Origin of the sequence: Streptomyces rapamycinicus NRRL 5491, assembly GCF_024298965.1 — a bacterium.
Taxonomy (GTDB): Bacteria; Actinomycetota; Actinomycetes; order Streptomycetales; family Streptomycetaceae; genus Streptomyces; species Streptomyces rapamycinicus.
On record NZ_CP085193.1, the window covers coordinates 1,102,232 to 1,128,518 of the forward strand.

Genomic DNA, 26,287 nt, shown 5'->3' on the forward strand with positions numbered 1-26,287 from the left:
ATCAGCGCTCCTTCACGAAGAACCAGCTCTCGAAGACGTCCCCGCCCGCGCCGGTGCCGGACGTCCAGGGCCCGATGCCCGAGGGCGGGAGGTCGCAGCAGTCGTCACCGCCGTGCTCGGCCGTCAGCGTCGAGCCGGTGCGGATGAGCGGGACGCGCCCGCCCACATGGGTGCCGTCCACCGGGCGGCAGCAGCGGTCGAGGAGGAACGCGGCGCGCACGGTGATCAGTACGCGGTCGCCGTCCTGCAGCGTCTCGCGCGTGGTCTGGCGGTAGCGGAACTCCTGGGTGAACTCGTCGCACTCGTCGGACTCGTCGGATTCCAGGTCCGGTTCGGCGAAGCTGCCGCCCATGTACCAGGTGGAGGCGTTGCGGCCGCTGCCGCCCTCGATCACCTGGAGCTCCACCACACCGGGCCGCAGCGTGTCGGACCGCACGTCGGCGGAGAACCGCACCACGAGCCCGCCGTCCTGGTCCAGGGTGCCGAGGAGGTCCTTGGCCTCGTCGATGGTGTAGGTGTGGCCGTGGATCCAGTTGATGCCGGTGATCACCGTGGGCAGATGGCGGCCGAACGGGCGGCGTACGTTCATGTGGACGTGGTTCCGGCGCACCGGCTCGTACCAGTCCACGCAGTCGATCCTGGCCAGCCACAGCACCGTGTGCTCGCACGGCTCGCAGCAGGTGTCACAGCGCTCGTCCACCGGCGGTTCGCAGCCGGTGACCCGCACCGTGCAGCACTCCTCGGTCCAGCCGAACTCGCAGTCGCCAGTGTCCGCGCAGCCGTCGTTGTAGACGGCGCGGGTGGGTTCGACGGGCCGCTCGGCGTACTCGACGCCGATCCAGACGGTGTCGGTGTCCCGCTCGTGCGGCGGCAGCGCCTTCCACAGGTCGATCTCGCAGAGAGCCGGGTGACGGCCAGCACGCCCTCGACCGCCAGGAGCCGCCGGACCAGTGCCGTGTGGCGCAGCGCGCCGCCGAAGGGCCAGCCCGCGCCGTCCTCCCCGCCGCGCAGCGGATCCAGATAGGTGCGCACCGCGTCCCCGGCCCCGGCCAGGACGGCGGCCCGGTCGAGGTCCGGGTCGAGGGCCACCCAGGACTCCACTCCGACGCGGCGGTACGGCGCGGGGGCGGCGACCACCGTGACCCCGGCGGGGGCGGCCTCGCGCGAGAGGTAGTCGGCGACTGCCTTGAGGGTCGCGGCGGTGGCGACCGGCGGTTCGTCCGGATCACCGCCCGGCGGTACGGGCGGTACGACGAGGACGCCCACCACGCCCGGGATCGGTGCCCCGGCGAAGTCGGGGTGCAGACCGGGCACGCCCCGGGCGCGGGCCACCGAGGCACCGGGCGCGCGGGTGGCGAGCTGCCCGTAGTCGGCCGGGGCCACCGCCCGGCCGCGGGCGCGCAGTTCACCGGCGCCGCGGCGCATGGCGTCGGCGTCGGGCTCGGCGTCCGTTCCGCCGGAGGCCGGGAAGGGGTTGCTCACGCCGGTGACGAACGGCAGCGCGGTCACCACCCCGTTGACCGCGCCCGCCGCCACGGCCCCGGCGCTGCCGCCGCCGACGCGGTAGCGCACGGCGCGGACATTGCGGAAGCCGGGCGGGACGGCGGCGCCGCTGACGCCGTCCCCGAAGGTCACCTCGCCGCTCTCGTGGTCCATCGTGAACACCCGGTCATCGGCGCCGTACCCGGCCAGGCTCTCCACCTCGCGCCACCGGGACGAGGTTCCGGCCGAGGTGCCCGCCGTGGTGCCGAACACGTCGCCGCCCGTGTCGTCGTCCACCTCGATGACCACCGAGCCGGAGAGGATGGGCACCTGACTGAGCTTCATGCGCCGCAGCCCGGTCGCCGCCGGGTCCTGGACGGGCTGCAGCGGCTCGTCCCGGATGGTGCGGGCGGCGGTGGCGGCGACCACGTTCAGCCGCAGCCCGGACAGCGCGGGCGCGGATCCGGCGAAGGCGCCGTGCGCGATCCGCAGGCGCAGCCAGCGCAGCGGGGGCCGGGTGCCGGACGGACTGCCCGGCCGCCACGACCGCGGGACCCGCAGCTCGACGGTCCCACTGGCGCCGAACCCGGCCGTGGAGTCCCGCATCAGCTCGGCGGGGACGAGCCGGGTGCCGTCCAGCACGTCCCAGCGCAGCAGCGGCGCGGGCGGCAGCGGCAGGGGCGCGGTGCCGCCGGAGGCGGCGGGGGCGGGCGGAGCGGCGACGACCACGAAGCCCAGCGACAGCCGCGGATAGGGGGCGGCCGGTCCGGCGAGTCCGATCCACAGCGCGTTGCCGGGCCGCGGATCGCGGCCGAAGGGCTCGAAGGGACGGCTGGGCCCGGCCGGTCCCAGCGGCAGGGCCTGGATCGTCCCGGCTTCCTGGACGGCGAGATCGGCGAGGGTGGCCGGGGTGGCGTACAGGTCCTGGTCCGTCTCGTAGACGACCTGGCCCGCCGGGGTCGAGGCGGCGCTCTGGAACCCGGCGGGGACGAGCACCGAGGCGCCGTCCGGCGGGTTGACGGTGAACTCCAGCAGCGTGGCCGCCGCTCCGGCCGGGCGGCGCCGCACGCCCGCCGTCGCCAGGTGTTCGGCCAGCACCTTCTCCGGCAGCCGGTTGACGCGGCCGAGTACGGGTTCGGTCTGGGTGCCGAAGAGGCGGACGAGGGCGACACCGGCGTCCTGCCGGTCGGGGTCGGTCCAGTCCGGGGTGTAGCCCGCGATCCGGCCGCGGACATCGGCGCGGACGGCCTCGCGGGTGGCGTCGACCAGTTCGGGCTGAACGCCCGCCGGTCCGGGGCCGGGCACGATCCGCCCGTCCTCGCGCTCCCGTTCCCGCGCGTCCCGCTCCCACCACATCTCGCCGGTCATACCAGCCCCTCCCCCGGTTCGACGGCGGGCACGGTCCGGGTGTGGACCGTCCGCAGGACGGGCAGCTCCCCGGCACCGAGCGGCACCTCGTCGCACTCCTCGGCCGCGTCGGCCCCGTCGAGGCCGATCGCCACGGCGGCGACGTCCGCGAGGTCGCCCAGCGCCCGCTGTGCGGCCCGCAGCAGGGCCGAGGGCCGCAGCGGCTGTCCGAACGGCCAGCCGTCCTGGTCCTCACCGCCCACGAGCGGGTCGAGGAAGCGGCGCAGCGCGGCGGTGAGCGCGGTGGACACGCGGGTGACGTCCGCCGGGTCGCCCGACAGGGTGACGCGCAGGGCCACCTCGCGGTAGCGGGGCGCGCGGACGAAGACCTCGGAGGTGAGCAGCCGCGCCTGTTCGAGGTGGACGGCGGCCGCGCGCAGCATCCCGGGGTCGGGGAGCGGCGCGGCCACGAAGTCCTCGCGGGTGAGGTCGTCGCGGGGCGCGGCCGGGACGATGTGGACGGTCACCGCGCCGGGCACCGTGGCGCACGGGAAGCCGGGGTGCGCGCCGACGGCCGGGTAGGCGCGGGCGATGGCGACGCCGGGCGTCGCACGCGCCAGGGTGACGTAGTCCTCGGCGGTGACGGCGCGGGTCACCTCCCCCAGGGACGCGGCGGCGCGGCGGCGCGCCTCGGTGGTGGTCTCCGGGTCGGTGCCGCCTTCGGCCCGTACGAGATTGGCGGCCGAGACCGCTTCCGGAAGGTCCTGGGCGGGGAGCCAGTTGCCGGTCATGCCGCCGTTGCCGATCCGGCCGCCGCCGGTCACGTAGTCGACGTGCGCGTCCGGGTCCGGGTGGGGGATGCGGCCGGTGAGTCCGTCGCCGAACACCAGCGCGCCCTCGGCCCGGTCGAGCACGAAGATCCGGTCGGCCGGGGAGCCGAAGGTGAAGTCCGGTGCCGACCGCCACTCCTGGCCCGCCAGGCGCAGCGTCGCCTCCAGGAGTCGGTCGGCGGCGTCCGGCAGGACGAGATGCCGGCCGGGCAGCCGGAGCCAGGCGCCGATCTGGTCCTGGAGGTCGGCGCCGCTCACGGTGCGGTGCCGGCAGTGGTGTGCGGCGGAGGCGTTGACCGCCAGTTGGAGCAGGCGGGGCGGGGCCGCGTAGGTGGCGGCCGGGGTGGAGACCAGGAGTCCGGTGTCCCGCGTGGACCAGTCGGCCGGGGGGTGGAGCCGGACCACACCGGACCGTCTGAGCCCGCCCGTACCGTCCTCGACCTTCTGATACGCACCGGAGATGTCCGTGCCCGGCCGGAACCACGACCAGGTCAGCTCGGCGGGCGGTGGTACGTCGGCGACCGCCCCGGGCAGCCACGACGGCGCGGACGCGGTGGGCGCGTCCAGCTCCACGAGCAGCCCGATCGGGCCGGGCGCGGGGTGGTCCCCGGTGAGCGGCAGGGTGAACCGGACCCGCGCCGGGGCGCCGTCGCTCGCCAGCAGCGCGATGCCGCGCCGGGCCCGCAGGTCCGCCGTGCGGTCGCGGTCGGTCCACACGGTGACCTCACCGCCCTCGGCGAGCGGCAGCACGGCCAGGTCGTCGTCGAGGGTGAAGACCACCTGCCCGGTGGGGTCCCGGGTCAGCGCCGTTCCGGCGGGGACGAGCGGGACCGCGGTGCCCTCCTGCCGGGCGTCGAGGCGCAGCACGGTGGCGGCGGGGCGGGCCGGGCGCGGCGGTTCGAGGCCGAGCAGCCGCAGTATGGCGACCACGAGCGCGTCCGGCACCTGGTCGAGCCAGTACAGCCGCTGTTCGAGGAGGTAGGCGAAGAGTTCGAGGAGGGTGACGCCGGGGTCGACGGGCGCGTGCAGCGTCCAGGTGCCGTCGGACTCGGCGGGGATCCGGCGGCGGATGGCCGCCATCATGTCGGCCCAGGTGAGGTCGTCCAGCTTCGGCGCGGGCAGGGTCACGGTGTGCCCCCGGTGAGGCCCGTGAGTCCGGTGAGCCCGGTGTAGAACGGGAACACCAGGTTCGCCTTGGTGTTGCTGCGCCGGATGCGGTAGACGATCGATACGGTGATCCGCGACTCGTCGGCCGGGTCGGCCTCCGCGCGGACCTCCTCCAGTTCCACCCGCGGCTCATGGTCGCGCACGGCGACGGCGATCGACTGCTCCAGGTCGCGCAGGTTCTGCACACTGCCGGGCGCGAACACCAACTCCTGGGCCCGGGTGCCCAGTTCGGGACGCATCACGCGCTCGCCGGCGCCGGTGAGGAGCAGCGCCCGCAGACAGTGCTCGATGCTCTCCTCGCCGACGGCGTAGCCGAGCCGCCCGGACGCGTCGGGCAGGATCGGGAACCGCCAGCCGGTTCCGAGGAACTCCTCGCTCATGCCGTCCTCGCCTTCTTGGCCAGCACGGCGGGGGTGAGCGGCGGAGCCGGCGGGCCGGTGGGCCCGGCGGCGGAGGGGTGGGTGTGGGTGTTGAACGCCTGGAGCAGCGCGTAGCCGAGTACGAGGGGTTCGGTGGCGCCGCCGCCGAGGTCGATGGAGGGGGAATCGACGGTCAGCTTGGGCGCCTTGAGGGTGATCTCGCCCTGCGCGGTCACGGTGACGCTGCCGCCCTCGGCCGCGGTGATGCGGATCGCCTTGCCCTGGTCGTCCAGCTCCACGACGTGTCCGGCGGCGGAGGTGATCCGTACGGCGGCCTTGGACCGGGTGTCGTCCAGAAGCACCTCATGGCCGTGGCGGGTCCGGACGATCTTCTGGTCGCGGCCTTCGGTGCGGGCGGTCGGCGGTTTGTCCTCGCCGTTGTAGAGGCCGCCCAGCACGATCGGGTACCGCATGTCCCCGTGGACGAAGGCGACCAGCACCTCGTCGCCCTTCTCGGGGACGAACACCGAGCCGTAGCCGCCTCCCGCGTAGAGCTGGCTGACCCGGACCCAGTCGGTGACCGTGGTGTCGTCGAACCACGGGAACTTCAGCTTGACCTGGCCCTCGTCGTCGCCCTCGTTCTCCACGACGAGCGCCTCGACCACGCCGTAGTAGCGCTTGTCGGTGGAGCGGGCGCGTGGCGTGCCCCTCATCGTCACTGGTCCCCCTGGTGGATCCGCCGTGCGGTGAACTGGGTGAAGAACCCACTGGTGTTGAGGGTGTGCTCGACGCGCTTGACGAAGTAGGTGCCCGAGAAGCGGTGGCCGAGGCCGTAGATCTCCAGGTTGTCGCCGGGCCGCAGTTCGGGCAGGCCCGCCACCTTGCCGGTCGCGGTGATGAACTCGTAGGCCCGCTCGCGCAGCAGGCTGATCGCCAGTTCGCGGGCCTCCTGGTCGCTGCCCACGGGTGCGTCCACCACGACCTCCTGACGGCCCTGCAGAGTGGACTCCGCGACCTGCGGCCCGCTCTGCCCGTCGGCCGTGTTCTGCCCGGCCGGGAGGTTCTCGGCGGTCGCGGTGAACGCGATGGGCTGTTTGGTACGGGGGTCCCAGCCGCGCACGGTGACCTTGCTGACCTGCTGGGAGACGGTCAGCGTCGGGGTGAACTCCATCAGGTTGGGGACCAGCCCCTCGGGCTGACCCGTGGGGCCGGTGCTCAGCCCGGGCGCGTACGCCAGCCGGTACAGCCGGATCGGGCGGCCGTCGCGGCCGTCGGTCGGCTTGGTGAAGTACAGCGTGTCCTCGCCGGTCTTGGCGTCCGGCAGGATGTAGCAGTCGAAGTCGAGCCGCTTGGCCCGCTCCAGCAGGAACGTCGCGTCGTCCTGGTTCTTCTGCACCACCACGTCGTGGGTGGGCCCTTCCCGGGTGACCTCGATGCGCAGGTGGTTGCGCTGGGCGATCTGCTCGGCGATGCGCCAGTCCGGCAGATTGCGGTAGATCTTGGTCTCGTTCTCGGTGGGCTTGCGGTCCTTGAGCCGCAGCAGCCCGTCCACGCCGCTGACCTGGACGGTGGGCGACGCGCCGTCGGTGAACTTCGGACTGAGCGTGGCGATGGTCCCGGTGGCGACGGTGAGCAGCTTGTCGGCGTAGCCGAGCCGGACCGAGACCCGGCCGCCGAGCCGGAAGCGCGGCGAATCGCTGTGCTTGAACCGCAGATTGGCGTCGTCCCAGTTGTTCAGGGTGAGGTCGAAGCCGGACAGCTCGTCGATGTCCCGGTTCACCTTGATGTCGATGATGTCGTTCTTGGCGGACGGGTCCATCTCCAGGCCCTCGATGCGCACGTCGAACTCGGGCGCGTAGCGGTCGGGCGAGGCGACCTCGGGGGTGGGGGTGCTCATCGCGCGCTCCTCACGCCAGCCGGGGCACGGTCAGCACCCGGCCCGGCCGCAGGTCCCGCGGGTCGCTGATGCCATTGGCGCGCGCCAGCTCCCGCCAGGCGTCGGGCCGCCGGTACAGCGCGGCGGAGATGGAGCTGAGGGTGTCGCCGCGGCGCACCACATAGCTCTTCTCCACCGTGGGCGACGAGCGGGGCGTCTCGGCGACCTGTGCGGCGGCGGTGCGGAACTCCTTGAGCGAGAGGTCCAGCATGGCCCGCAGCGGTACGCCGTCCGGCCGGAACAGCTGGTAGTTGACGTCCAGCTTCTCCACGACGCCGGTGAAGACCTCCTCGTCCCAGACGAACCGGACGACCGGTGGCGCGTGTTCGCGGCTGTCGGGCCGCAGCAGGTTGCGCACCGCGTCGACGTAGGCCTTCCGTACATTCTCCAGGGTGTCGGAGGTGTCCACCAGCGCCTGCACGCTGAGGGTCTCCGTGCCGCCGCGGACGTACTGCAGGGGCGGTGTCTCCAGGCCTGGGATGGTGATCTCGGCGAATGTGTTGCTCTTGCTCAGCTTGTAGTCGGTGGGGTTGAACCGCAGCGGGATCCGCCGCTGCCGCTCGTCGGCGATCACCGGCCGGACGATCTCCAGCCGGGCCCGGGCGGCACCCTGCCGGGCGAAGGACACGGGCGTCACGCTCATGAACGGCCCTCCGCATCGCCGAAGCGCCTTTCCGCCTCGGTGTGTTTGGCGCGTGCGCACTGGTCCTCGTACAACTTCGCCCACGCCTGGATGTGCTGGTTGAACAGGCGGGTGAACACGGCGCCGTCGTCGCCGTCCACCTGGAACCGGACCTCGAGGTGGTGAATGGTCACCTTCGGCACCTCGGTCACCTCCCTTGGATCTGGCGCGGCAAGGCGCTCGCCGCGGCGTCCTGCAGGACCTTCGTCAGCCCCTCGTGCGCGATCTCCAGCGACTCGATGGCGATCGCGTTCTGCTCCCCGTGCAGGTCCGGGCCGGTCCACTTGGCGGCGAGCCCGCCGTGGAAGGCCCAGGCCGCACCGGGCACCCCGTCCGGGCCGAGCACGATCACCGCGCCGTCGCGGCGGGCGCCCAGCGAGTCGGCGAGCCCGGCCTGGTACCAGGACCACAGCCCCGGGTCGCGCACCACCCCGCGCTTGAGCGTGATCCGGTTCCATGAGTGGCGCAGTGGCAGCTGGTGGACCGAGTCATTGCGCCCGCCCTCCGGGTAGCTCGTCACTTCCAGCTGCGCGCCGAGTCCGGTGACCTCCTGGAACGCGCCGGAGGCGGCCAGTGGCAGCAGCAGTGCCTGCGCGGCGGGCAGGTACGCGTCGCCGGGGTCGAGGGTGACCAGGAAGCGGTATTTGGGCAGCGGATCCAGGCTCACGCCTCGATCACCTCCAGACCTCGGTCCTGGCCGAGTACGAGACGCAGCCGGATGAACTCCATGGGGACGGCCGGGGCCACCTCGATCTCGCAGACCAGTTGCCCCGGGTCCTGCTCGGGCGGGTTGTTGGTGTCGTCGCACACCACCCGGAACGCCTGCTCGGGCCGGGCCCCGGCGAGCGCCCCGGCCCGGAAGGCCGACAGGAGCACGGAGGTCAGCGCCCGTACCAACGTCAGCCGCAGCTCCGCCGAGTTGAGGTCGAACACCAGCGGGCTCGCCGCCCGCCGGATCGCGCGCACCAGCAGATGCACCAGCCGTCGGTGGGCGATGTAGCGGGCGCCCGGGCCGGCGGACAGGGTGCGGCCGCCCCACACCATCAGCCCCCGTCCCCGGGTGCACCGGATCAGGTCGATCCCCGCGTCGAACAGCCGGACCTGCTGCGGCTCGGGGTATTCGGTGGCGAGGTCGACCGCCTCCAGGATCACGGCGTTCGCGGGCGTGTGGTGTGCCCCGCGCTCGCCGTCGAGGCGGGCGATGACGCCCAGGACGTGCCCGGACGCCGGGACGGTGCGCAGATCCTGCCCGTCGGGGGTGCGCAGCGGCGGATGGTAGACGGCGGCGCAGCCGAGCAACTGGCTGTCGCCGGTGGCCTCCAGGGAGCCCACCCAGTCCACCACCTGGTCCACGGAGGACAGCGCGGGCGGTACGTCCAGAACGGCGAGGCGGTCGTGCGACGGCTCCACGCTCCGCAGCAGTTCGAGCACCGTGTCGGTGTGCGCGGCGCCGGACAGGTCCGTGCCCAGGTCCGGCAGCGCCACCAGCGCCGGTTCGGGCAGTTCGGCCTGTACGGTCACGGCGTCCGAGTACGCCCCTCGGGTGGGTGCGGCGTCGGCGCCGCCCGCGAGCGTCAGGTCCCAGGACATCGAGATCGGGCCGGGCCGCCCCGGTGGCGGTGGCGGCCCGTACGGGACCAGCCGGAGGTAGCGGGATCCGGTGAGCCGGTCGGCCAGGCCGGTGAGCGGCAGCCCGGGAAAGGTCTCGGGCGGCTCACCGGGCATCATGATCCGTACGCCCACGGTGGGCGGTCCGGCGACGGTGCTGGCCTGGTAGCGGATGGCGACGCGCCCGCCGTTGGCCCAGGCGCCGGGGCTGGTGGCCACCACCTGGTAGCTCGTGGCGTCCCATCCGCTCAGCGGCCCGACCTTCCACTCCGTCCGGGCCGTGGTGGCCGGCCCGGACACGCGGAGCACCCAGGCGGTGCGGCCACCGTTCTCGAAGAAGCCGCGCAGTGCGTACGGGGTGGCGAAGGCGCCCTCCGGCGGCCCGAAGGTGCCCACGACGTCGTTCCAGCTCTCCACGCGCACGGGAGTGCCGACCGGGCCGCGGCGGAGCCGGCCCAGGAACGCCGCCACGTCGGTGCGCAGCGGCTCGGTGCCGGAGCCGCGTGGCGGACACGCGAGGGATACTCCGGGGAGCGCATCGCCTGCCATATCAGGTTTCGATCTCCAGCTTCTCGACCGCCAGGACGAGCGTCTCCATGGCGATCTCGTTCTTGGTGGCGCTCAGCGTCGGGCCGGTGTACTTGGTGGGCCAGCCGCGGTCGAAGTTCCAGCGCACCACGTGGTTGCGGTTCTCGTCGCACAGCACGATCGAGCCGTGAGTGCGCTTCACCGTGCCGTTGAGCGCGTCGGCCACCCACTTCCAGAAGGCGGCGTGGCCGGTGATGCCGCGCTTGAAGGTGACGTTGGTGACCTTCTTCAGTCCCGGGATCTTGCGGACGGTGATGTCCTCGCTCCCGTTGCGGTACTCGATCGGCGGGATCTCCAGCTCCAGCCCGCTCGCCTCGGTGAAGGACCCGCTCACCGCGAGCCCGTCGTCGCTGACGTTGAACACGAAGATCTCGAAGTTATAGGACGCGTATGGATCGTCCCTGGTCACGGGTGGCATGGTGGGCTCCCTCGGGCACTCAGGCGAGTTGGGTCTCGCGGGTCTTCTGCTGGATCCGGAAGATCACGAACTCCGCCGGGAAGACCGGCGCGACGCCGACGACACAGATGAGCCGGCCGCCTGCGAGGTCGTCCTCGGTCATCGTGGTGCGGTCACAGGCGACGAAGAACGCCTCGTCGGCGGTGGTGCCGACGAGCGCGCCGGTCCGCCAGACCGTGGTGAGGAAGTTGGTGACCGTCTGACGGACCAGGGACCACAGCGCCTCGGCGTTCGGCTCGAACACCACCCACTGGGTGCCCTCCTCGATCGACTCCTCCAGATAGAGGAACAGCCGCCGGACGTTGACGTACTTCCACGAGCTGTCCGAGGAGAGCGTGCGCGCGCCCCAGACCCGGTGGCCGAGCCCGGGGAAGAACCGCAGCGCGTTGATGCCCTTGGGGTTGAGCACGTCCTGATGGCGCTTGGTGATGTCCTGGGCGATGCCGTCGGTCAGCCGGATGCCCCGGATGACCGCGTTGGCCGGTGCCTTGTGCACCCCCCGCTCCACATCCACGCGCGCGTAGATCCCGGCCATGTGGCCCGAAGGCGGCACCTCGACATCGCGGTCCGCCGACAGGTCGCGGGTGACCAGCCACGGGTGGTAGAGCGCCGCGTACTTGGTGTCGAACCGCTCGCGGAACGCCTGGACGTCCTCGATGTCCAGGCCGTCCTGCGGATCGAGGATCGCGAACCGGTCCCTGAGCAGCTCGCAGTGGGTGACCAGGGCCGATTCGACCGTCCCCGACCACATGCCCGGCACGGCGCAGACGGCCACCTCGTCGATGTCCTCCAGCGCGGCGATCCCGGTGCGCTTGCCGCTGCCACCGCCCTCGCCGACGAAGTCGGCCACGCTCAGGCTCGCGTAGGCGTCGTCCCCGTACCGCAGGGTCAGCCAGGATCCGACGGCGGGCAGGGGGAACTTCGTCGGGTCGGTGGACAGGGCGCCCAGCGCCGTCGCCCGCACCAGCCGGGAGCGGCCGGCCAGGGTGGTCACCAGGTTGGCCGGTGTGTCGCCGGTGAGCCGGAGGTTGCGGTGGGTCTCGGTCTCCACGGCCCCGGACGGGTCGGTGAACCGGGCGTCGACCTGCGCCTCGATCAGATGCACCCGATCGGTCTCGAACAGCGTCCCGGGCACGTTTCCGTCGAGGGTGACGACGTCCGCCGCGACCGATTCGACGGTGCGGATGGTCAGATGGGTGCCGTCGTCGAGCTGCACGACGGCGCCTCCGTAGAGCCGGCTCGCCCCGCCGACCCGCAGCGTTGTCGCCGCCGAGATGTTGCCGCGACGCACCCGTCGCACCAGCAGCCCACCGCGCCATGCCTCATGGGTCGCGCCGGAGGGCAGGGTCAACGTGACCTTCCCGTCCGCCGGCTGGCTCACCTGGACCTTGAAGCGGCCGGAGCCGATCTGCACCCATACGTCGGACGGCAGTTCGTCGGGGTCGAGTCCGGTCACCGCGGCGACCTCGACCGTCTCGCTGTCGGCGGCGGCGTCCGCGGCCAGCCGCGTGACGAACAGCCCGCCCTCCTGCGGATCCGGCAGCACCGGCAGCGCGGCCGAGGCCATCGGCTGGATCCGCACCTGCACCGCGTCGCCCCACGACCCGGGGCTGACGGCGGCGAACTCCAGTGTCTGCTCCGCGCTGCGCGTCCCGATCTGGACGTAGTCGCCACGGCCCGTCCTGACCTCGGCGGGCAGCGGGGCGTCCAGCTCGATCCGGTGGCTGGTGGCGTCATAGGCGGCGACACCGGCGGTGTGGACCGACTGCTGGTCGTCGCCGCGGAAGATCTGGACCTGCTGGCCGACGCCGGAGAACCCGATCAGATGGCCGAGTTCGAGGCGGGTCGCGCCCTTGGCGGCGTCGCCGGTGACCGGGCTCACCAGGCCGTGGCCCAGCACCCCCGAGGAGGGGGCGGCCTGCTTGCTGGCCACCCGCTTGATGTACAGCCGCTGGCCGCCGTTGTCGAAGAACCCCTTGACGGCCAGCGGGAACAGCCACCAACGGCCGCCTTCCGCCGGGTCGTTCGCCCAGGTGTCCCGGATCAGCGGGTCCGGCTCGCGGAGGAATCCGCCGAAGGTGTTCTGGAACTCCAGGAAGTTGGTGACCAGTTTGGGCTTGCCGGTGTACGGACCGCGCACGGTGACCCCGGCCATTCCTGCCGTACTGGTGCTCACCCCCGCGATCGGCCGTGGGCCGGCATCGATCTCCTCGATGTAGACCCCGGGGCTCAGATACTCCGCCATGGACGGCTCCTTAACTCTCGCGGATCTCTATGACGTGCCGGCGCTCGGTGTCCTGGGGCAGCCGCACGACCAGCGATCCGGACCGGCCCGGCCGCTCGGTGGCCTGCACGCGGAATGTCTCCTCGACGGCGTGCTCGTCGGCCTTCTCGCCCTCCCACCGCAGGGCCAGCCGGAAGGCGCCCGCGGCGTCGGACAGGGTGCGCTCGTGCCATGGCGTCAGGTCCCGGCTGGTCTGCCCCCTGGCCTCGACCAGCGCGTTGGCGATCGGCGCCCGCGTGGCCGCGTCGACCACGACGCCGTGCACCGTGCGCAGCCCCGGCGGGTAGGGGAAGGAGACGCTCGGCAGCAGCCGGACCAGCCGGGGCTCGGTCACCACCGGCGGCGGGTGGCCGTCGTCATACGGGTGCACCAGGAACTCGACGCCCACCAGGGCGGCCGAGAACGGCCCACCGTCGGCCGGGTACAGCGGCTGGTAGCCGGGGGCCGTGAAGCGGGCCCGGTGGCGCCGTGGCCGGGCCGCCCACGGCTCGGCGCACCGGCCAAGACCCGGATAGACGAAGGCGGCGCTGGGAGTGCGCACCGCCGTGTCGTCCAGCGGCAGCCAGTCGCCGTCGTCGTAGCGGTCCAGCTGGACGGTGACCCCTGCGGCGCGCACCCGCCGGGCGTAGTCGTCGAAGGGGATGAACCAGGCCGGGCTGTAGAGCGTCGACCGCTCCAGCGGCAGGAAGCGGCTCATGGCAGCCCCGCCCCGCTGATGACCCGGCTGTGCACCGGGTGGACCGGCGTCTCGACGGCGGAGTCCAGGTTGACCACGCGGACCTCGTAGTTGAGCGACAGCCGGTACGGCTTCTGAATCGCGTACCAGACCCAGGACTTCTGGTCCAAGGTGAGTGGGGTCAGGCTGAGGTGGAGCGCGTCGGTGCTCGCCGCCAGGCTGCCGGACAGCTGTGCGCCGTCCAGGATCGCGTCGTCGTAGAACGTCTGGAGGGCCCGTCCGAGCATCCGGTGCTGGGTGGCCTGGTCACCGCCCCACGGGGTGACCAGATAGCGCAGCAGCAGGGCCATCGGCGGCCTGCGGGTGGTCGGTGGGTCGGGTGGCTGGGAGCGCACCGGCGGCCGGTTGCGCGAGGTGGGGTCCTCGGCGATCTCGTAGAGGAACACCGTGAGTTTGGGCGGTGGTGTCTGGACCGTCTCGGAGAGGTCGTTGAGTTCCGCGATCGGCGGTTCCACCTGGCTCAGCCCGCGCAGGGCCTGGGTCAGGCTGTCCACGATGACCGTGGAGACGTCGGCGATGACGCCGAAGTCGCCCATGCGAATGCTCCCCCTCTCCGCGCTCGGAAGCGTGCTCCGAGAGGATGCCGGGACCGGCGTGGCCGGACCGCGATACGCACATCACACGAACGTCACCGGTCCGTTTTCGCGGTCGGCGATGACGAACCCGGACACACATCGACAACGCCGAGGTGACACGGGCGAGCATATTGTCCTTTCATGGAAATCCCCTCAGAACGGACCGGCGTCCTGATCCTCCGGGTCTGGGTGGAAGGCGGCAGGCCGGATGGATTCCGTGCGCGCATCGTGCCGACCGGGGGCGGGCATCAGCCGGCCCCCAGCGCGGTGAGCGCGGTCGACGACGTACTCACCGCCGTGCGCGCCTGGCTCGACCAGTTGCTCGAGCCGGAAGGGTGACGTCGCCGCGACGTTCCGGTGATGGCCGGCCAAATAGCGTCCTTTGGCGGGAAGGCCGGACACACGATCATGATCTGCTCGTAACATGGCTTTAGGGCATCCCGACGGGACGCACGGGATGGGTCACTGGAGCCAATATCGCCCCGGGGGGCCGATGAGCGCAGAAGGCCACGTCATGACGTTGAGACTGCTCAAGAGTTTCGCGTTGTCGGTCGATCAGAATCGCGTTCCCATATCCTCCAGCGCCCAGCGCCTCCTCGCCCTCCAGAACATGCCGCGCAGCCGCACCTATGTGGCCGGAATGCTGTGGCCCGATGTCACGGCCTCCCGCGCCAACGCCAATCTCCGGTCGTCGTTATGGCGCGCCACGCGCACGGGGCATCAGGTCATCGACGCGTCCACGCAGGAACTGGCGATCTGCAAACACATCGACGTGGATATCCACGTGGCGGCGACGCGCGCGCACCAGCTGCTCGATATGTCGCGCCCGTGCGATGACATCCTCACCGCGCGGACGCGGGAGGATCTCTCGGCCGATCTCTTACCGGAGTGGTCGGAGAACGAGTGGGTGCTGGTCGAGCAGGAGCAATACCATGAACTCCGGCTGTACGCCCTGGAGGCGATGACCGAACGGCTGACGGCGGCGGGCCGCCATGGCGAGGCCGTCGCCGCCGGACTCGCCGCCGTACGCGCGGAACCCCTGCGGGAGAGCGCTCATCGCGTACTCATGAACGCGCATCTCGCCGCCGGCAACAGGGGCGCGGCCCTGCGGCAGTACGAGCAATGCCGCCGGGTGCTGCTCGAGGAGCTGGGCCTGGAGCCCTCCCAGACGCTGAGGAACCTGGTGCCGGCGCACTCCGGGGGCGGGGACGCCGGCATACCGGCGCACCCCGGGGGCGGGAGCGCCGCTCCGGAGCCGCTCCCGACACGTCGGATCGTCTGCCATCCGGCGGGCGAGGTCCCGGCGCAGGGCACGGACACCTCGGCTCCGGCCGGCACCGTGCCCGCGTGACCCATGACTCTTGCCGGAGGTCCCACAGAGCGCTAGACAGCGGGGACGACCGGCGAGAGATGGGCGTCGCGCCGCACCAGTGCGGCGTAGCGCCCGTCCTTGGCCAGCAGCTCCTCGTGGGTGCCCCGCTCGGCGATCCGGCCGCCGTCGAGGACGACGATCTGGTCGGCGTCGCGCACCGTGGAGAGCCGGTGGGCGATGGTGATCGTGGTGCGGCCGGCCGAGAGGGCGTCGATGGCCTCCTGGACGGCCTGCTCGGTGCGGGTGTCCAGGGCGCTGGTGGCCTCGTCGAGGATGAGGACGGGCGGGTCGCGCAGAATCGTGCGGGCTATGGCCAGACGCTGCTTCTCCCCACCGGAGAAGCGGTAGCCACGCTCTCCCACGAGGGTGTCATAGCCGTCCGGGAGGGAGGCGATGTGGTCGTGGATCTGGGCGGCCTCGGCGGCGGCCACGATCTCCTCGTCGGTCGCGTCGGGCTTCGCGAAGCGCAGATTCTCGGCGACGGAGGCGTGGAAGAGGTAGGTCTCCTGGGAGACGACGCCGACGGCCCGGGCGAGGGAGTCGAAGTCGAGGTCGCGCACGTCCACACCGTCGATCAGCAGCCGGCCGCCGGTCACGTCGTAGAGCCGGGGCACCAGATAGCTGAGGGTCGTCTTGCCGGAGCCGGTCGGTCCGACGACCGCCAGGCTGCCGCCCGCGGGGACGGTGAGATCGATGCCACGCAGGGTGCCCTTCGACGCGCCCTTCGCACGGGCCCTCGCGGGGGCCTTCGCGGCGCCCTTCGCGGGGCCCTTCGCGGGGTCGGGAGCCGCGCTGTCGTAGTCGAAGTCGACGCCGTCGAAGCGGACTTCGCCGCGCACCTTCTCCAGCCGCACCGGGTCGGCGGGCTCGGTGATGTCGATCGGCAGATCGAGGTATTCGAAGATGCGGGCGAAGAGGGCGAGGGAGGTCTGCACCTGCACACCGGTGGAGAGCAGGCTCACCGTGGGCCGCAGCAGCCCCTGCTGGAGCGAGACGAAGGCGACGAGCGTGCCGATGGAGACGGCGGGGCCACCGGCCTGGAGGGCGATGCCCGCGGCCCAGTAGATGAGCGCGGGCATGGCGGCCATGACGATGCCGATGGTGGACATCCGCCAGCGGCCGGCCATGTTGGAGCGGACTTCCAGGCCCACCAGGCGCTCGGACTCCTGGGCGAACTGCTGGGTGAGCGACTCGGACCGGCCCATGCTGCGGCCGAGCAGGATGCCGCTCACCGACAGGGACTCGGTGACCATCGCGGACATGGCCGCCATCTGCTTCTGGCGCTGCGAGGTGATCTTCTTGCGCTCGGCGCCGACGCGACGGCTGATCCAGACGAAGACGGGCAGCAGGAGCAGGGAGACCACGGTCAGCCGCCAGTCGAGCGCGAGCATCGCGACGACGCTGGCGACCACGCTGGTGAGGTTGGAGACCAGGGAGGTCGCGGTCGAGGTGACGGTGGCCTGCATACCGCCGATGTCATTGGCGATACGGGACTGCACCTCGCCGGTGCGGGTGCGGGTGAAGAAGGCGAGCGGCATGCGCTGCAGCCGGTCGTAGACCGCGGTGCGCAGATCGTGCATGACGCGCTGGCCGACGGTGGTGGAGATCAGGGTCTGCAGAACGCCGAAGACGCTGTTGACGACGGCCGCGGCGATCATGCCGAGGGCGAGCAGGGTCAGCAGTCCGGTGCGGCCGTCGGGGATGGCGGTGTCGAGGATCTCGCGGAGGAGGAACGGCGAGGCGACCGAGACCAGTGCGGAGGCGGCGACCAGCAGACCGACCACGGCGAGGCGGCCTCGGTAGGGACGGAAGAGCCGGAGGATGCGGCGCACCTGGGCGGGCTGCTCGGGCTCCTGGGTGGACGGTGTCCATGACGGAGATGTGTCGGGGCGCATGGGCTCCTTCTGGAGACAGGGAAGCCGACGCGGATGATGACGGCATGGTCGAGCCGTGACCGCGTCGGCGCGGATTTTGAGAGCATAGCTCATTGTTACCTATACTCACAATGAACCCGGTCCTGATAAACTGCGATCATGCCCACGCCCGAGACATCCCGCCTCGTCGCGGAGCAGCTGCTGCGCCTGACTCGCAGACTGCACCGCGCCCAGAAGCGCTATATGGAGCCGCTGGGCATCACCCCCGCCCAGTCCCGCCTGCTGCGCACCGTCGCCCATGACGACCAGCCGCCACGGATGGCGGACCTGGCCCAGCGCCTGGAGGTGGTCCCGCGCGCCGTGACGACGCTGGTGGACGCCCTGGAGGCGCATGGCTCGGTGCGCCGCATACCGGATCCGACCAACCGCCGGGTGGTGCGCGTCGAGCTCACCGACACCGGGCGCTCGACGCTGCGCGCGCTGCGCGAGGCGCGCCGGGCCGCCGCGGAGGACATCCTCGCGCCGCTCAGCGATCAGCAGCGCGAGACGCTGGGCGAGCTGCTGGACACCCTGTCCGGCGCCCCGGACCACCGCTGCTGAGATCCGGGTGACCGCACCGCTGAGATCCGTGTGACCGGGCCGCCCGGATCCGTGTGACCGCACCGCCGGGAGCCGGGCGACCGCCGGGAGATCCCTGGCGGCGTGCTCAGGCGGCCAGGTGTGCCTTGTCCCCCATGACCACCACCGGGTGCAGCTTGGGGTCGAGGTTCTTCAGCAGATACTCCATACCGGACTTGGAGAGGCTGACACAGGCCGAGGTGCCGCTGCCATGGTCCATGTGCAGCCAGATGCTGCCGCCCTTGCTCTGTCCTTCGGGCCGGGTCTGGTCCAGCGGTGAGGTGCCCTTGACGCGGTTGTAATCAATGGCGATGACGTAGTTGAAGTCCGTCCAGTGGGACTTGGGCCAGTAGTGGGGCGCCGCGAAGGAACCGGACGACGTGTACGGCAGCCGGGCGCCGGGGTCGGGCAGCACACCGCCCGCGTCGCTGAGCGTGTAGACCCCGACCGGGCTGCGCTTGTCGCCCTCGTGATGGCTCGTCGTCCAGCCGCGCTTGCCGTTGTGCGCGGTCCAACTGCGGGTCCGCTCCCATGCCTTGCCCTGCTTGGTGTAGAGGACCACGGTCGCGTCGCCGGAGTTCACCCCTTTGCCGTAGACCGCAACGACCTGACGGGACTGGTCCGGGATCCGGGACTGGAGCTTGTCCCCCACCTCCGGGATACGTGTGGGATCCGGCGTGGGCGCCCCACTGCGCAGCGCCTGTTTGCCCTGGTCCGCGCCCTTGTCACCACCGCTGTCACCACCACCGTCGCCACAGGCCGTGAGGAGGACGAGGGCCGCGGCGGCCGCGGCCGCCGCACGGAAGGACATCGTGCCGGAAATTCGCATGTCCCCATGGTCCCACCCGCATAGGACAGTGCGGCATGCGGGATTGGCGTGTTCCGGCCGGTGCCGGGAAAACCAGTTGAATTCCGCACCGCGAGAACGCCAGCCTTGCACGTCTCCTGCCCTCCCCTCCCTCCGCCGCCTGCCCGACCCTGGGACGTCATGCACATTCGCGATCTTCCGTACCCCGATCCCGGCCGACCCGACGTGCGGTCAGGACCGAGGTTCCTCTACTGGCTGGGCAGGAATCAGCTGGGCGGGCAGGTCAAGGCGGCCCTCTGGGGTCTGGTGCACATGGCCGCGCTGGTGTTCTTTCCGCTCGCCATCGGCTTTGGTGTGCAGGCGGTGGTGGACCGCTCCGGCTCCCGGCTGGCGATGGCCGGGGCGCTGATGGTGGGGCTCACCGCGCTCACCGCGCTGGGTGACGCCATGCTGCACCGCGCGGCGGTCACCAACTGGATCACGGCGGCGGCACGCGTGCAGCAGCTACTGGCCCGCAAGGCGGTGGAGCTGGGGTCCGCGCTCACCCGGAAGGTGGCGGCCGGTGAGGTCGTCGCCGTCTCCACGGGTGATGTCGAGAAGATCGGCTGGTTTGTGGAGGCCCTGTCCCGCTTCACGGCGGCCGCGATCACCACCGTCGCGCTCTGTGTGGCACTGGTGCTCTACCAGCCGGCGCTGGGAGTGGTGGTGGCGGTTGGTGTGCCCGCGCTGGCACTGGCCGTGCTGCCGCTGCTGCCGCGCGCGGCGCGCCGGGCCGACGACCAGCGGGAGAAGGCGGGCCGGGCCACCGAGCTGGCCTCGGACACCGTGGCCGGGCTGCGGGTGCTGCGGGGCATCGGCGGCGAGGAGCTGTTCCTGGGCCGCTACCGGAACGCCTCTCAGGAGGTGCGGGTCGCGGCGGTGCGCAGCGCGCGGATGTGGGCGCTGATCGCGGCAGTGCAGGTGGCGCTGCCGGGGCTGCTGTTGATCGGTGTGGTCTGGTACGGGGCGTCGCTGGCCCGCGAGGGGCGAATCGAGGTGGGCGAGCTGGTCACCGTCTACAGCGCGGTCACCTTTCTGCTCTTCCCGCTCCGGCACTTCGAGGAGATCGCCATGGCGTACTCCTTCTCCCGGCCCTCCGCGCGGCGCGCGGCCCGGGTGCTGGCGCTGCGGCGCTCCCCCGCGGACGGCGAGGGCGCGGCCACCGCGGACACCGCGGGCACCGCGGCCGCCACCGCATCCGTGGACGGGGGCGAGCGCGCGGAAGCGCAGGAGGCCACCGGATCGCTCGGCGGGGATCTGTACGACCCGGTGAGCGGGATGCGGGCGCCGAGCGGGGTGCTGACCGCGGTGGTGTGCGGCGACCCGGACACGGCCGGTCGGCTGGCGGACCGGCTCGGCGGACATCCCCTGCGCGGCGGCCCGGGCGACGGGGACCGCGACGGAGCGCCGTCGGCGCTGCTCGGCGGCGTCGCCCTGGACGAGGTGGCGCTGGCCTCGGCGCGCACGGCGGTGCTGGTGCAGGACAAGGACCCGGTGCTGCTGTCGGGAACGCTCGCCGAGCTGCTGGATGTGCCGAGGTCCGGGGAGGTCTCGGCGGAGGAGGCGCTCGAGGCGGCCCAGTGCGGCGATGTGCTGGAGGCCCTGGCGCAGGCGTCGGCGGCCGACGAGGGCGACCCCGACCCCATGCGCACCCGGATCACCGAGCGCGGTCGCTCGCTGTCGGGTGGCCAGCGGCAGCGGCTGGCCCTGGCCCGCTCGCTGGTGACCGATCCGGAGGTGCTGGTGCTGGACGAGCCGACCTCCGCGGTGGACTCGCACACCGAGGCGCGGATCGCCGACGGGGTGCGGCGGCTGCGGACGGGCCGGACCACCGTCGTGTTCACCTCCAGCCCGCTGGTGCTGGACCGGGCCGACCGGGTGGTGTTCGTGGCCGACGGCGAGGCGGCGGGGGTGGGCACCCACCGCGAGCTGCTGGGTGCCGATCCCGCGTATCGCGCGGTCGTCACCCGCGAGACGGACGGCGAGACCGCCGTGCGGGGGGCCGGTCGGCCCACCGGGCCGACCGGGCACGGTCTGGAGGACATCACGCGGAAGGACATCGCGCGAGAGGACATCGCGCGGGAAGACATCGGGCGGATCGAGGAACAGATCGAGGAGTCGGCATGATCGGCGTGGCACCGCCCGCCTATGACCCGGCCGCACCGGAGTCGGCGACGACGCTGCCGGTCGGCACACCCACCACCGTGCGGGCCTATGTGCGTGAGCTGCTCCGGCGGCACCGGGCCGCCTTCACCGTGCTGATGGTCGTGAACGCGACCGCGGTGCTCGCCTCCATGGTCGGCCCGCAGCTGCTGGGTGGCGTGGTCGAGGATCTCTCCCAGGGCGAGAAGGACCTTCACCTCGGGCGCACCGTGGCGCTGTTCGCGGTGGCGCTGGTGGTGCAGACCGTTTTCGTCCGGCTGGTGCGGCTGCGCGGGGCGGTGCTGGGCGAGCAGATGCTGGCGGATCTGCGGGAGGACTTTCTCGTACGGTCGGTGGGTCTGCCCCCGGGGGTGCTGGAGCGGGCCGGGACCGGGGATCTGCTGTCCCGGATCACCACCGATATCGACCGGCTGGCGAACGCGATGCGGGAGGCCGTGCCCCAGCTCGCCATCGGCGTGCTGTGGACCGGGCTGCTGCTCGGCGCGCTGACCCTGACCGCTCCCCCACTGGGTCTCGCGGTGCTGGTGGCGCTCCCGGTCCTGGTGGTCGGCTGTCGGTGGTACTTCCGCCGCGCGCCGAGCGCCTACCGCTCGGAGGCCGCGGGGTACGCGGCGGTGTCCGCGTCCCTCACCGAGAGCGTGGACGCCGGGCGGACCATCGAGGCCCACCGGCTGGGCGACCGGCGGATCGCCCAGTCCGAGCTGCGCATCCGGCAGTGGACGGCGTGGGAGCGCTATACGCTCTGGCTGCGCTCGGTACTCTTCCCGGTGATCAATGTGAGCTACACGCTGATCACCGGTTCGGTGCTGATGATCGGCGGCCTGTGTGTGATGCGGGGCTGGATGTCGATCGGCGAGCTGACCACCGGGGCGCTGCTGTCGCAGATGCTGGTGGAGCCGATCGGGCTGATCCTGCGCTGGTACGACGAGCTGCAGGTGGCGCAGGTGTCGCTGGCCCGGCTGGTGGGGGTGCGGGAGATCGAGGAGGGCCCCGCCGACGAGGGGGTGGTCCCCGGTGGCCGGGAGGTGCGGGCGGACGAGGTGCGGTTCGGCTACCACGAGGGCAGCGATGTGCTGCACGAGGTGTCCATGAAGGTGGCCCCGGGGACGCGGCTGGCGCTGGTGGGCCCGTCCGGGGCGGGGAAGTCCACCCTGGGGCGGCTGCTGGCCGGAATCTACTCCCCGCGCACCGGCCGGGTGACCCTGGGCGGGGCGGAGCTGTCGCGGATGCCGGCCGAGCGGGTCCGGGAACATGTGGCCCTGGTCAACCAGGAACACCATGTCTTCGTGGGCTCGCTGCGGGACAATCTGCTGCTGGCCCGCGCCTTCGCCGAGGACGCCGAGCTGTGGGCGGCGCTGGGCGCCGTCGACGCCGATGGCTGGGCCCGCGCGCTGGACGAGGGCCTGGACACCGAGGTCGGCTCGGGCGGTCTCGCGCTCACCCCCGCACAGGCGCAGCAGATCGCGCTGGCCCGGCTGGTGCTGGCCGATCCGCATACGCTGGTGCTGGACGAGGCCACCTCGCTGCTGGACCCACGGGCGGCGCGCCATCTGGAGCGGTCGCTGGGCCGGGTGCTGGAGGGCAGGACCGTGGTCGCGATCGCCCACCGGCTGCACACCGCGCATGACGCGGATGTGATCGCCGTGGTGGAGAGCGGCCGGATCACCGAACTGGGCAGCCATGACGAACTCGTCGCGGCGGACGGGGCGTACGCCGCGCTGTGGCGCTCCTGGCACCAGTAGCAGGAGGGGTGGCCGTGCCCCGGCGTGGCCACCCCGCTGCCCTCCGGGGGCGCCCTGGTCCAGTCCGGGGCCACCCCGTTCCAGGCCGGGGCCACCCCGGTCCCGTCCGGGGTTCAGATCACGCCGAGGGCGGCCAGTCCGCCCATGCCACCGAGCAGCATGAAGACCGGCATCAGCACCTTCAGCTCGACCCAGCTGCCGGCCCGGAACCGCATCCCCTTCGGCGGACCGATCGGGTACCAGCGCTTGCGGCCGATCGGGATGGGCCACAGAATCGGGCAGCCGGAGACGGTGAGCGCGTCCCCGATGTCGTGGACCAGGGCGCCGAGCACGATCGGCAGCCCGAGCCAGAGGTACTCCTGGTCCGGTGCGCTGAACAGCCAGTCCGAACCATTGCCGGGCTTGTGCAGCACATCGGCGAGGATCCAGGCACTGGCCGCCCCGAGCAGCCACACCAGGACATCGCTGGAGACCCGCGCCGCCCGCCACAGCAGGCCCTCGACGGCCAGCACCATATGTACGAAGAGGATGCCCAGCACCGCCCAGCGCCCGCCGACCATCGCGAGCGCCGAGGCTCCGGCACCGATCATCACCGCCCATACCCAGGTGTGGGTCAGGGTTCGGTGGCCGCCGGAGCGGCGCGGGTCGCCCGCCTTCCTGGTCGACTTGTAGACGGAGTACGAGATCTTGTCGATCACCTCGCACAGCGCCCGTGATATGGGCCCGAAGGCGCGCGATATGGTCGCCGCCTTGTGGTCGAGGTCGGGGGCGAGCGCCGCTCCCGCGCAGATCAGCGCGCCGGCGACCAGCACCGGCCAGGGCATCGCGTGGCCGGCCGCCGCGGCCGCCGCCCCCACCCCCAGCCAGGCCGCCGCCCCGGACAGCGAATGCGCCGGTCCCATCATGGTCGTACCCCGCCCCTGTTCTTTCCCGCTTCCGAGCGGGAGTTGACTGCTTCGGCCCGGCACAGCCTAGCGGCGGACGATCTTCGCACGTACAGCCGGTTCCCGTCCCGGCGGGGAAACCAGGCAGTATAGGTGCGTGACTCTTATCGATCAGCTGCCGAGCGACGCCGACCCCGACGCACTTTTCGAGGCGTTCTCCACCTGGGTCGAGGAACGGGGCATCTCGCTGTACCCCGCCCAGGAGGAAGCGCTGATCGAGGTGGTGTCCGGGGCGAACGTGATCCTCTCCACCCCCACCGGCTCGGGCAAGAGCCTGGTGGCGGCGGGCGCCCACTTCGCCGCGCTCGCCCGGGACGAGGTCACCTTCTACACCGCGCCGATCAAGGCCCTGGTCTCGGAGAAGTTCTTCGAGCTGTGCAAGCTCTTCGGCACCGAGAACGTCGGGATGCTCACCGGCGACGCGTCGGTCAACGCGGACGCGCCGGTCATCTGCTGTACGGCCGAGGTGCTGGCGTCCATCGCCCTGCGGGACGGCAAGGACGCCGATATCGGCCAGGTGGTGATGGACGAGTTCCACTTCTACGCGGAACCGGACCGGGGCTGGGCGTGGCAGATCCCGCTGCTGGAGCTGCCCAAGGCGCAGTTCATCCTGATGTCGGCGACGCTCGGCGATGTGAGCCGGTTCGAGGAGGATCTGACCCGGCGCACCGGGCGGCCCACCGCCGTCGTGCGGTCCGCGACCCGGCCGGTGCCGCTCAGCTACGAGTACCGGACGACGCCGCTGACCGAGACGCTGACCGAGCTGCTGGAGACCCAGCAGGCGCCCGTCTACATCGTGCACTTCACCCAGGCGGCGGCGGTCGAGCGGGCCCAGGCGCTGATGAGCATCAATATGTGCTCGCGCGCCGAGAAGGACGAGATCGCCTCGCTGATCGGCAATTTCCGGTTCACCACCAAGTTCGGCCGCAACCTGTCCCGTTACGTCCGGCACGGGATCGGCGTGCACCACGCGGGCATGCTGCCCAAGTACCGGCGGCTGGTGGAGAAGCTGGCGCAGGCCGGGCTGCTCAAGGTCATCTGCGGTACGGACACCCTGGGCGTGGGCGTCAACGTGCCCATCCGCACCGTCCTGTTCACCGCGCTGACCAAGTACGACGGTCAGCGGGTGCGGACGCTGCGGGCCCGGGAGTTCCACCAGATCGCGGGCCGGGCCGGACGCGCCGGCTTCGACACGGCGGGCTTTGTGGTGGCCCAGGCGCCCGAGCACGTCATCGAGAACGAGAAGGCGCTCGCGAAGGCCGGGGACGATCCGAAGAAGCGCCGCAAGGTGGTCCGCAAGAAGGCGCCGGAGGGCTTCGTCAGCTGGGGCCAGAACACCTTCGAGAAGCTCATCGCCTCCGAACCCGAGCCGCTCACCTCCCGGTTCCGGGTGACCCACGCGATGCTGCTCTCGGTGATCGCCCGTCCCGGGAACGCCTTCCAGGGGATGCGCCACCTGCTGGAGGACAATCACGAGCCGCGCAAGAACCAGCTGCGGCACATCCGCCGGGCGATCGCGATCTACCGCTCGCTGCTGGACGGCGGGGTGGTCGAGCAGGTGAAGCCGCAGGGCGCCAACGGCGAGGACGGGGGCGCCCCGGTCGTCCGGCTGACGGTGGATCTGCAGCAGGACTTCGCGCTCAACCAGCCGCTGTCCACCTTCGCGCTGGCCGCCTTCGAGCTGCTGGACCCCGAATCGCCCTCCTACGCCCTGGACATGGTCTCGGTCGTGGAGTCGACGCTGGACGACCCCCGGCAGATCCTGGCGGCGCAGCAGAACAAGGCGCGCGGTGAGGCGGTGGCCGCGATGAAGGCCGACGGCGTCGAATACGAGGAGCGCATGGAGCGGCTCCAGGACATCTCCTACCCCAAGCCGCTGGAGGAACTGCTCTTCCACGCGTACGGGCTCTACCGCAAGAGCCATCCATGGGTCGGCGACCATCCGCTCTCGCCCAAGTCGGTGATCCGCGACATGTACGAGCGGGCGATGACCTTCACCGAGTTCACCTCGTTCTACGACCTGGCGCGGACCGAGGGCATTGTGCTGCGCTACCTGGCCGGCGCCTTCAAGGCGCTGGACCACACCGTGCCGGACGATCTGAAGTCCGATGACTTCCAGGACATCATCGCCTGGCTCGGCGAGATGGTGCGGCAGGTCGACTCCAGCCTCCTCGACGAGTGGGAGCAGCTGGCCAACCCGGAGGAGGAGTCGGCGGAGGAGGCGCAGGAGCGCGCCGACCAGGTCCGGCCGGTCACCGCCAACGCCCGCGCCTTCCGCGTGCTGGTGCGCAACGCCATGTTCCGCCGGGTGGAGCTGGCCGCGCTGGACAAGGTCGCCGAGCTCGGGGAGATGGACTCCGACTCCGGCTGGGACGAGGACGCCTGGGCCGAGGCGCTGGACGGGTACTGGGAGGAGTACGAGGAGCTCGGCACCGGAGCGCAGGCCCGCGGGCCGAAGCTGCTGCTGATCGAGGAGGACCCCGAGCACGGTCTGTGGCGGGTGCGGCAGACCTTCGACGACCCGAACGGCGACCACGACTGGGGCATCTCGGCGGAGGTCGATCTCGCCGCCTCCGACGAGGAGGGCCGGGCGGTGGTCCGGGTCACCGACGTGGGCCAACTGTAACTTCCTGGACGCGGTCCACACCGGGTGCCGGACCGGCCCCCTCAGTGAAG

At 71.9% G+C, this 26,287-nt stretch carries 23 protein-coding genes; 6 read left to right on the plus strand and 17 right to left on the minus strand.

From position 1 onward, the window contains the following. Position 1 precedes the first annotated feature (1 nt). The 14 genes from LIV37_RS04800 to LIV37_RS04865 are packed head-to-tail and all read right to left on the minus strand — an operon-like array spanning position 2 to position 14,012. Positions 2–628: a hypothetical protein gene (locus LIV37_RS04800; RefSeq protein ID WP_020865973.1), complete on the minus strand. Its 627-nt coding sequence runs from the start codon at positions 626–628 to the stop codon at positions 2–4. Beyond that, a complete protein-coding gene (locus LIV37_RS04805) occupies positions 586–2,850 on the minus strand; it encodes a putative baseplate assembly protein (protein WP_243146403.1) in 2,265 nt (754 codons plus the stop codon). Before LIV37_RS04805 ends, LIV37_RS04800 begins: the two co-directional genes overlap by 43 nt. Beyond that, positions 2,847–4,787 carry a putative baseplate assembly protein gene (locus LIV37_RS04810; RefSeq protein ID WP_020865976.1) on the minus strand — a complete coding sequence of 647 codons (1,941 nt, stop codon included), beginning with the start codon at positions 4,785–4,787 and terminating at the stop codon, positions 2,847–2,849. Before LIV37_RS04810 ends, LIV37_RS04805 begins: the two co-directional genes overlap by 4 nt. Further along, positions 4,784–5,206: a GPW/gp25 family protein gene (locus LIV37_RS04815; protein WP_020865977.1), complete on the minus strand. Its 423-nt coding sequence runs from the start codon at positions 5,204–5,206 to the stop codon at positions 4,784–4,786. Before LIV37_RS04815 ends, LIV37_RS04810 begins: the two co-directional genes overlap by 4 nt. Then, complete coding sequence (locus tag LIV37_RS04820; protein ID WP_214662969.1) at positions 5,203–5,898, minus strand: phage baseplate assembly protein V; 696 nt, start codon at positions 5,896–5,898, stop codon at positions 5,203–5,205. Before LIV37_RS04820 ends, LIV37_RS04815 begins: the two co-directional genes overlap by 4 nt. Before the next feature lie 2 nt (positions 5,899–5,900). Next, positions 5,901–7,082, minus strand: a complete 1,182-nt coding sequence (locus tag LIV37_RS04825) for a phage late control D family protein (RefSeq protein WP_020865979.1) — start codon at positions 7,080–7,082, stop codon at positions 5,901–5,903. Between the two features lie 10 nt (positions 7,083–7,092). Further along, positions 7,093–7,764, minus strand: coding sequence for a CIS tube protein (locus LIV37_RS04830; RefSeq protein ID WP_020865980.1), 672 nt, complete (start codon positions 7,762–7,764; stop codon positions 7,093–7,095). Then, on the minus strand, positions 7,761–7,937 hold the full coding sequence (locus LIV37_RS04835) for a putative phage tail protein (RefSeq protein ID WP_243146402.1): 177 nt from the start codon (positions 7,935–7,937) through the stop codon (positions 7,761–7,763). The genes LIV37_RS04830 and LIV37_RS04835 overlap by 4 nt, the downstream gene beginning before the upstream one ends. Positions 7,938–7,951: 14 nt before the next feature. Beyond that, positions 7,952–8,470 carry a phage tail protein gene (locus LIV37_RS04840; RefSeq protein ID WP_020865982.1) on the minus strand — a complete coding sequence of 173 codons (519 nt, stop codon included), beginning with the start codon at positions 8,468–8,470 and terminating at the stop codon, positions 7,952–7,954. Further along, positions 8,467–9,960, minus strand: coding sequence for a phage tail sheath family protein (locus LIV37_RS04845; protein ID WP_020865983.1), 1,494 nt, complete (start codon positions 9,958–9,960; stop codon positions 8,467–8,469). Before LIV37_RS04845 ends, LIV37_RS04840 begins: the two co-directional genes overlap by 4 nt. Before the next feature lies 1 nt (position 9,961). Next, positions 9,962–10,417, minus strand: a complete 456-nt coding sequence (locus LIV37_RS04850; protein WP_020865984.1) for a phage tail protein — start codon at positions 10,415–10,417, stop codon at positions 9,962–9,964. 19 nt (positions 10,418–10,436) lie between these two features. After that, positions 10,437–12,701, minus strand: a complete 2,265-nt coding sequence (locus LIV37_RS04855) for a phage tail sheath C-terminal domain-containing protein (protein WP_020865985.1) — start codon at positions 12,699–12,701, stop codon at positions 10,437–10,439. Between the two features lie 10 nt (positions 12,702–12,711). Then, positions 12,712–13,437 (minus strand): carboxypeptidase-like regulatory domain-containing protein, encoded by a 726-nt coding sequence (locus tag LIV37_RS04860; protein WP_020865986.1) that lies wholly within the window; start codon positions 13,435–13,437, stop codon positions 12,712–12,714. Next, the gene (locus LIV37_RS04865; protein WP_020865987.1) at positions 13,434–14,012 is read right to left on the minus strand and encodes a Pvc16 family protein; all 579 of its coding nucleotides are present in this window, start codon (positions 14,010–14,012) and stop codon (positions 13,434–13,436) included. The genes LIV37_RS04860 and LIV37_RS04865 overlap by 4 nt, the downstream gene beginning before the upstream one ends. Positions 14,013–14,192: 180 nt before the next feature. On the opposite strand from LIV37_RS04865, the gene LIV37_RS04870 reads away from it, so the two are divergent. Next, positions 14,193–14,390: a hypothetical protein gene (locus LIV37_RS04870; protein ID WP_020865988.1), complete on the plus strand. Its 198-nt coding sequence runs from the start codon at positions 14,193–14,195 to the stop codon at positions 14,388–14,390. A 175-nt stretch (positions 14,391–14,565) separates the two neighbouring features. Beyond that, on the plus strand, positions 14,566–15,402 hold the full coding sequence (locus LIV37_RS04875) for an AfsR/SARP family transcriptional regulator (protein WP_020865989.1): 837 nt from the start codon (positions 14,566–14,568) through the stop codon (positions 15,400–15,402). Between the two features lie 32 nt (positions 15,403–15,434). Here LIV37_RS04875 and LIV37_RS04880 read toward each other — a convergent pair whose 3' ends face one another. Beyond that, the gene (locus LIV37_RS04880) at positions 15,435–17,318 is read right to left on the minus strand and encodes an ABC transporter ATP-binding protein (protein ID WP_020865990.1); all 1,884 of its coding nucleotides are present in this window, start codon (positions 17,316–17,318) and stop codon (positions 15,435–15,437) included. A gap of 138 nt (positions 17,319–17,456) precedes the next feature. Here LIV37_RS04880 and LIV37_RS04885 point away from each other — a divergent pair, with 138 nt between their 5' ends. Next, positions 17,457–17,897: a MarR family winged helix-turn-helix transcriptional regulator gene (locus LIV37_RS04885; protein ID WP_020865991.1), complete on the plus strand. Its 441-nt coding sequence runs from the start codon at positions 17,457–17,459 to the stop codon at positions 17,895–17,897. Positions 17,898–18,003: 106 nt separating this feature from the next. On the opposite strand, the gene LIV37_RS04890 is transcribed toward LIV37_RS04885, so the two are convergent. After that, a complete protein-coding gene (locus LIV37_RS04890; RefSeq protein ID WP_121825813.1) occupies positions 18,004–18,744 on the minus strand; it encodes a L,D-transpeptidase family protein in 741 nt (246 codons plus the stop codon). 159 nt (positions 18,745–18,903) lie between these two features. Between LIV37_RS04890 and LIV37_RS04895 the strand changes: the two genes are divergently transcribed. Both LIV37_RS04895 and LIV37_RS04900 read left to right on the plus strand, forming a co-directional pair. Beyond that, positions 18,904–20,889 (plus strand): ABC transporter transmembrane domain-containing protein, encoded by a 1,986-nt coding sequence (locus LIV37_RS04895; RefSeq protein ID WP_020865993.1) that lies wholly within the window; start codon positions 18,904–18,906, stop codon positions 20,887–20,889. Beyond that, a complete protein-coding gene (locus LIV37_RS04900; RefSeq protein ID WP_020865994.1) occupies positions 20,886–22,667 on the plus strand; it encodes an ABC transporter ATP-binding protein in 1,782 nt (593 codons plus the stop codon). Before LIV37_RS04895 ends, LIV37_RS04900 begins: the two co-directional genes overlap by 4 nt. Positions 22,668–22,780: 113 nt before the next feature. Here LIV37_RS04900 and LIV37_RS04905 read toward each other — a convergent pair whose 3' ends face one another. Continuing rightward, positions 22,781–23,572: a metal-dependent hydrolase gene (locus LIV37_RS04905; RefSeq protein ID WP_020865995.1), complete on the minus strand. Its 792-nt coding sequence runs from the start codon at positions 23,570–23,572 to the stop codon at positions 22,781–22,783. 136 nt (positions 23,573–23,708) lie between these two features. On the opposite strand from LIV37_RS04905, the gene LIV37_RS04910 reads away from it, so the two are divergent. After that, positions 23,709–26,237 carry a DEAD/DEAH box helicase gene (locus LIV37_RS04910; RefSeq protein ID WP_020865996.1) on the plus strand — a complete coding sequence of 843 codons (2,529 nt, stop codon included), beginning with the start codon at positions 23,709–23,711 and terminating at the stop codon, positions 26,235–26,237. The last annotated feature ends 50 nt before the right edge of the window (positions 26,238–26,287 follow it).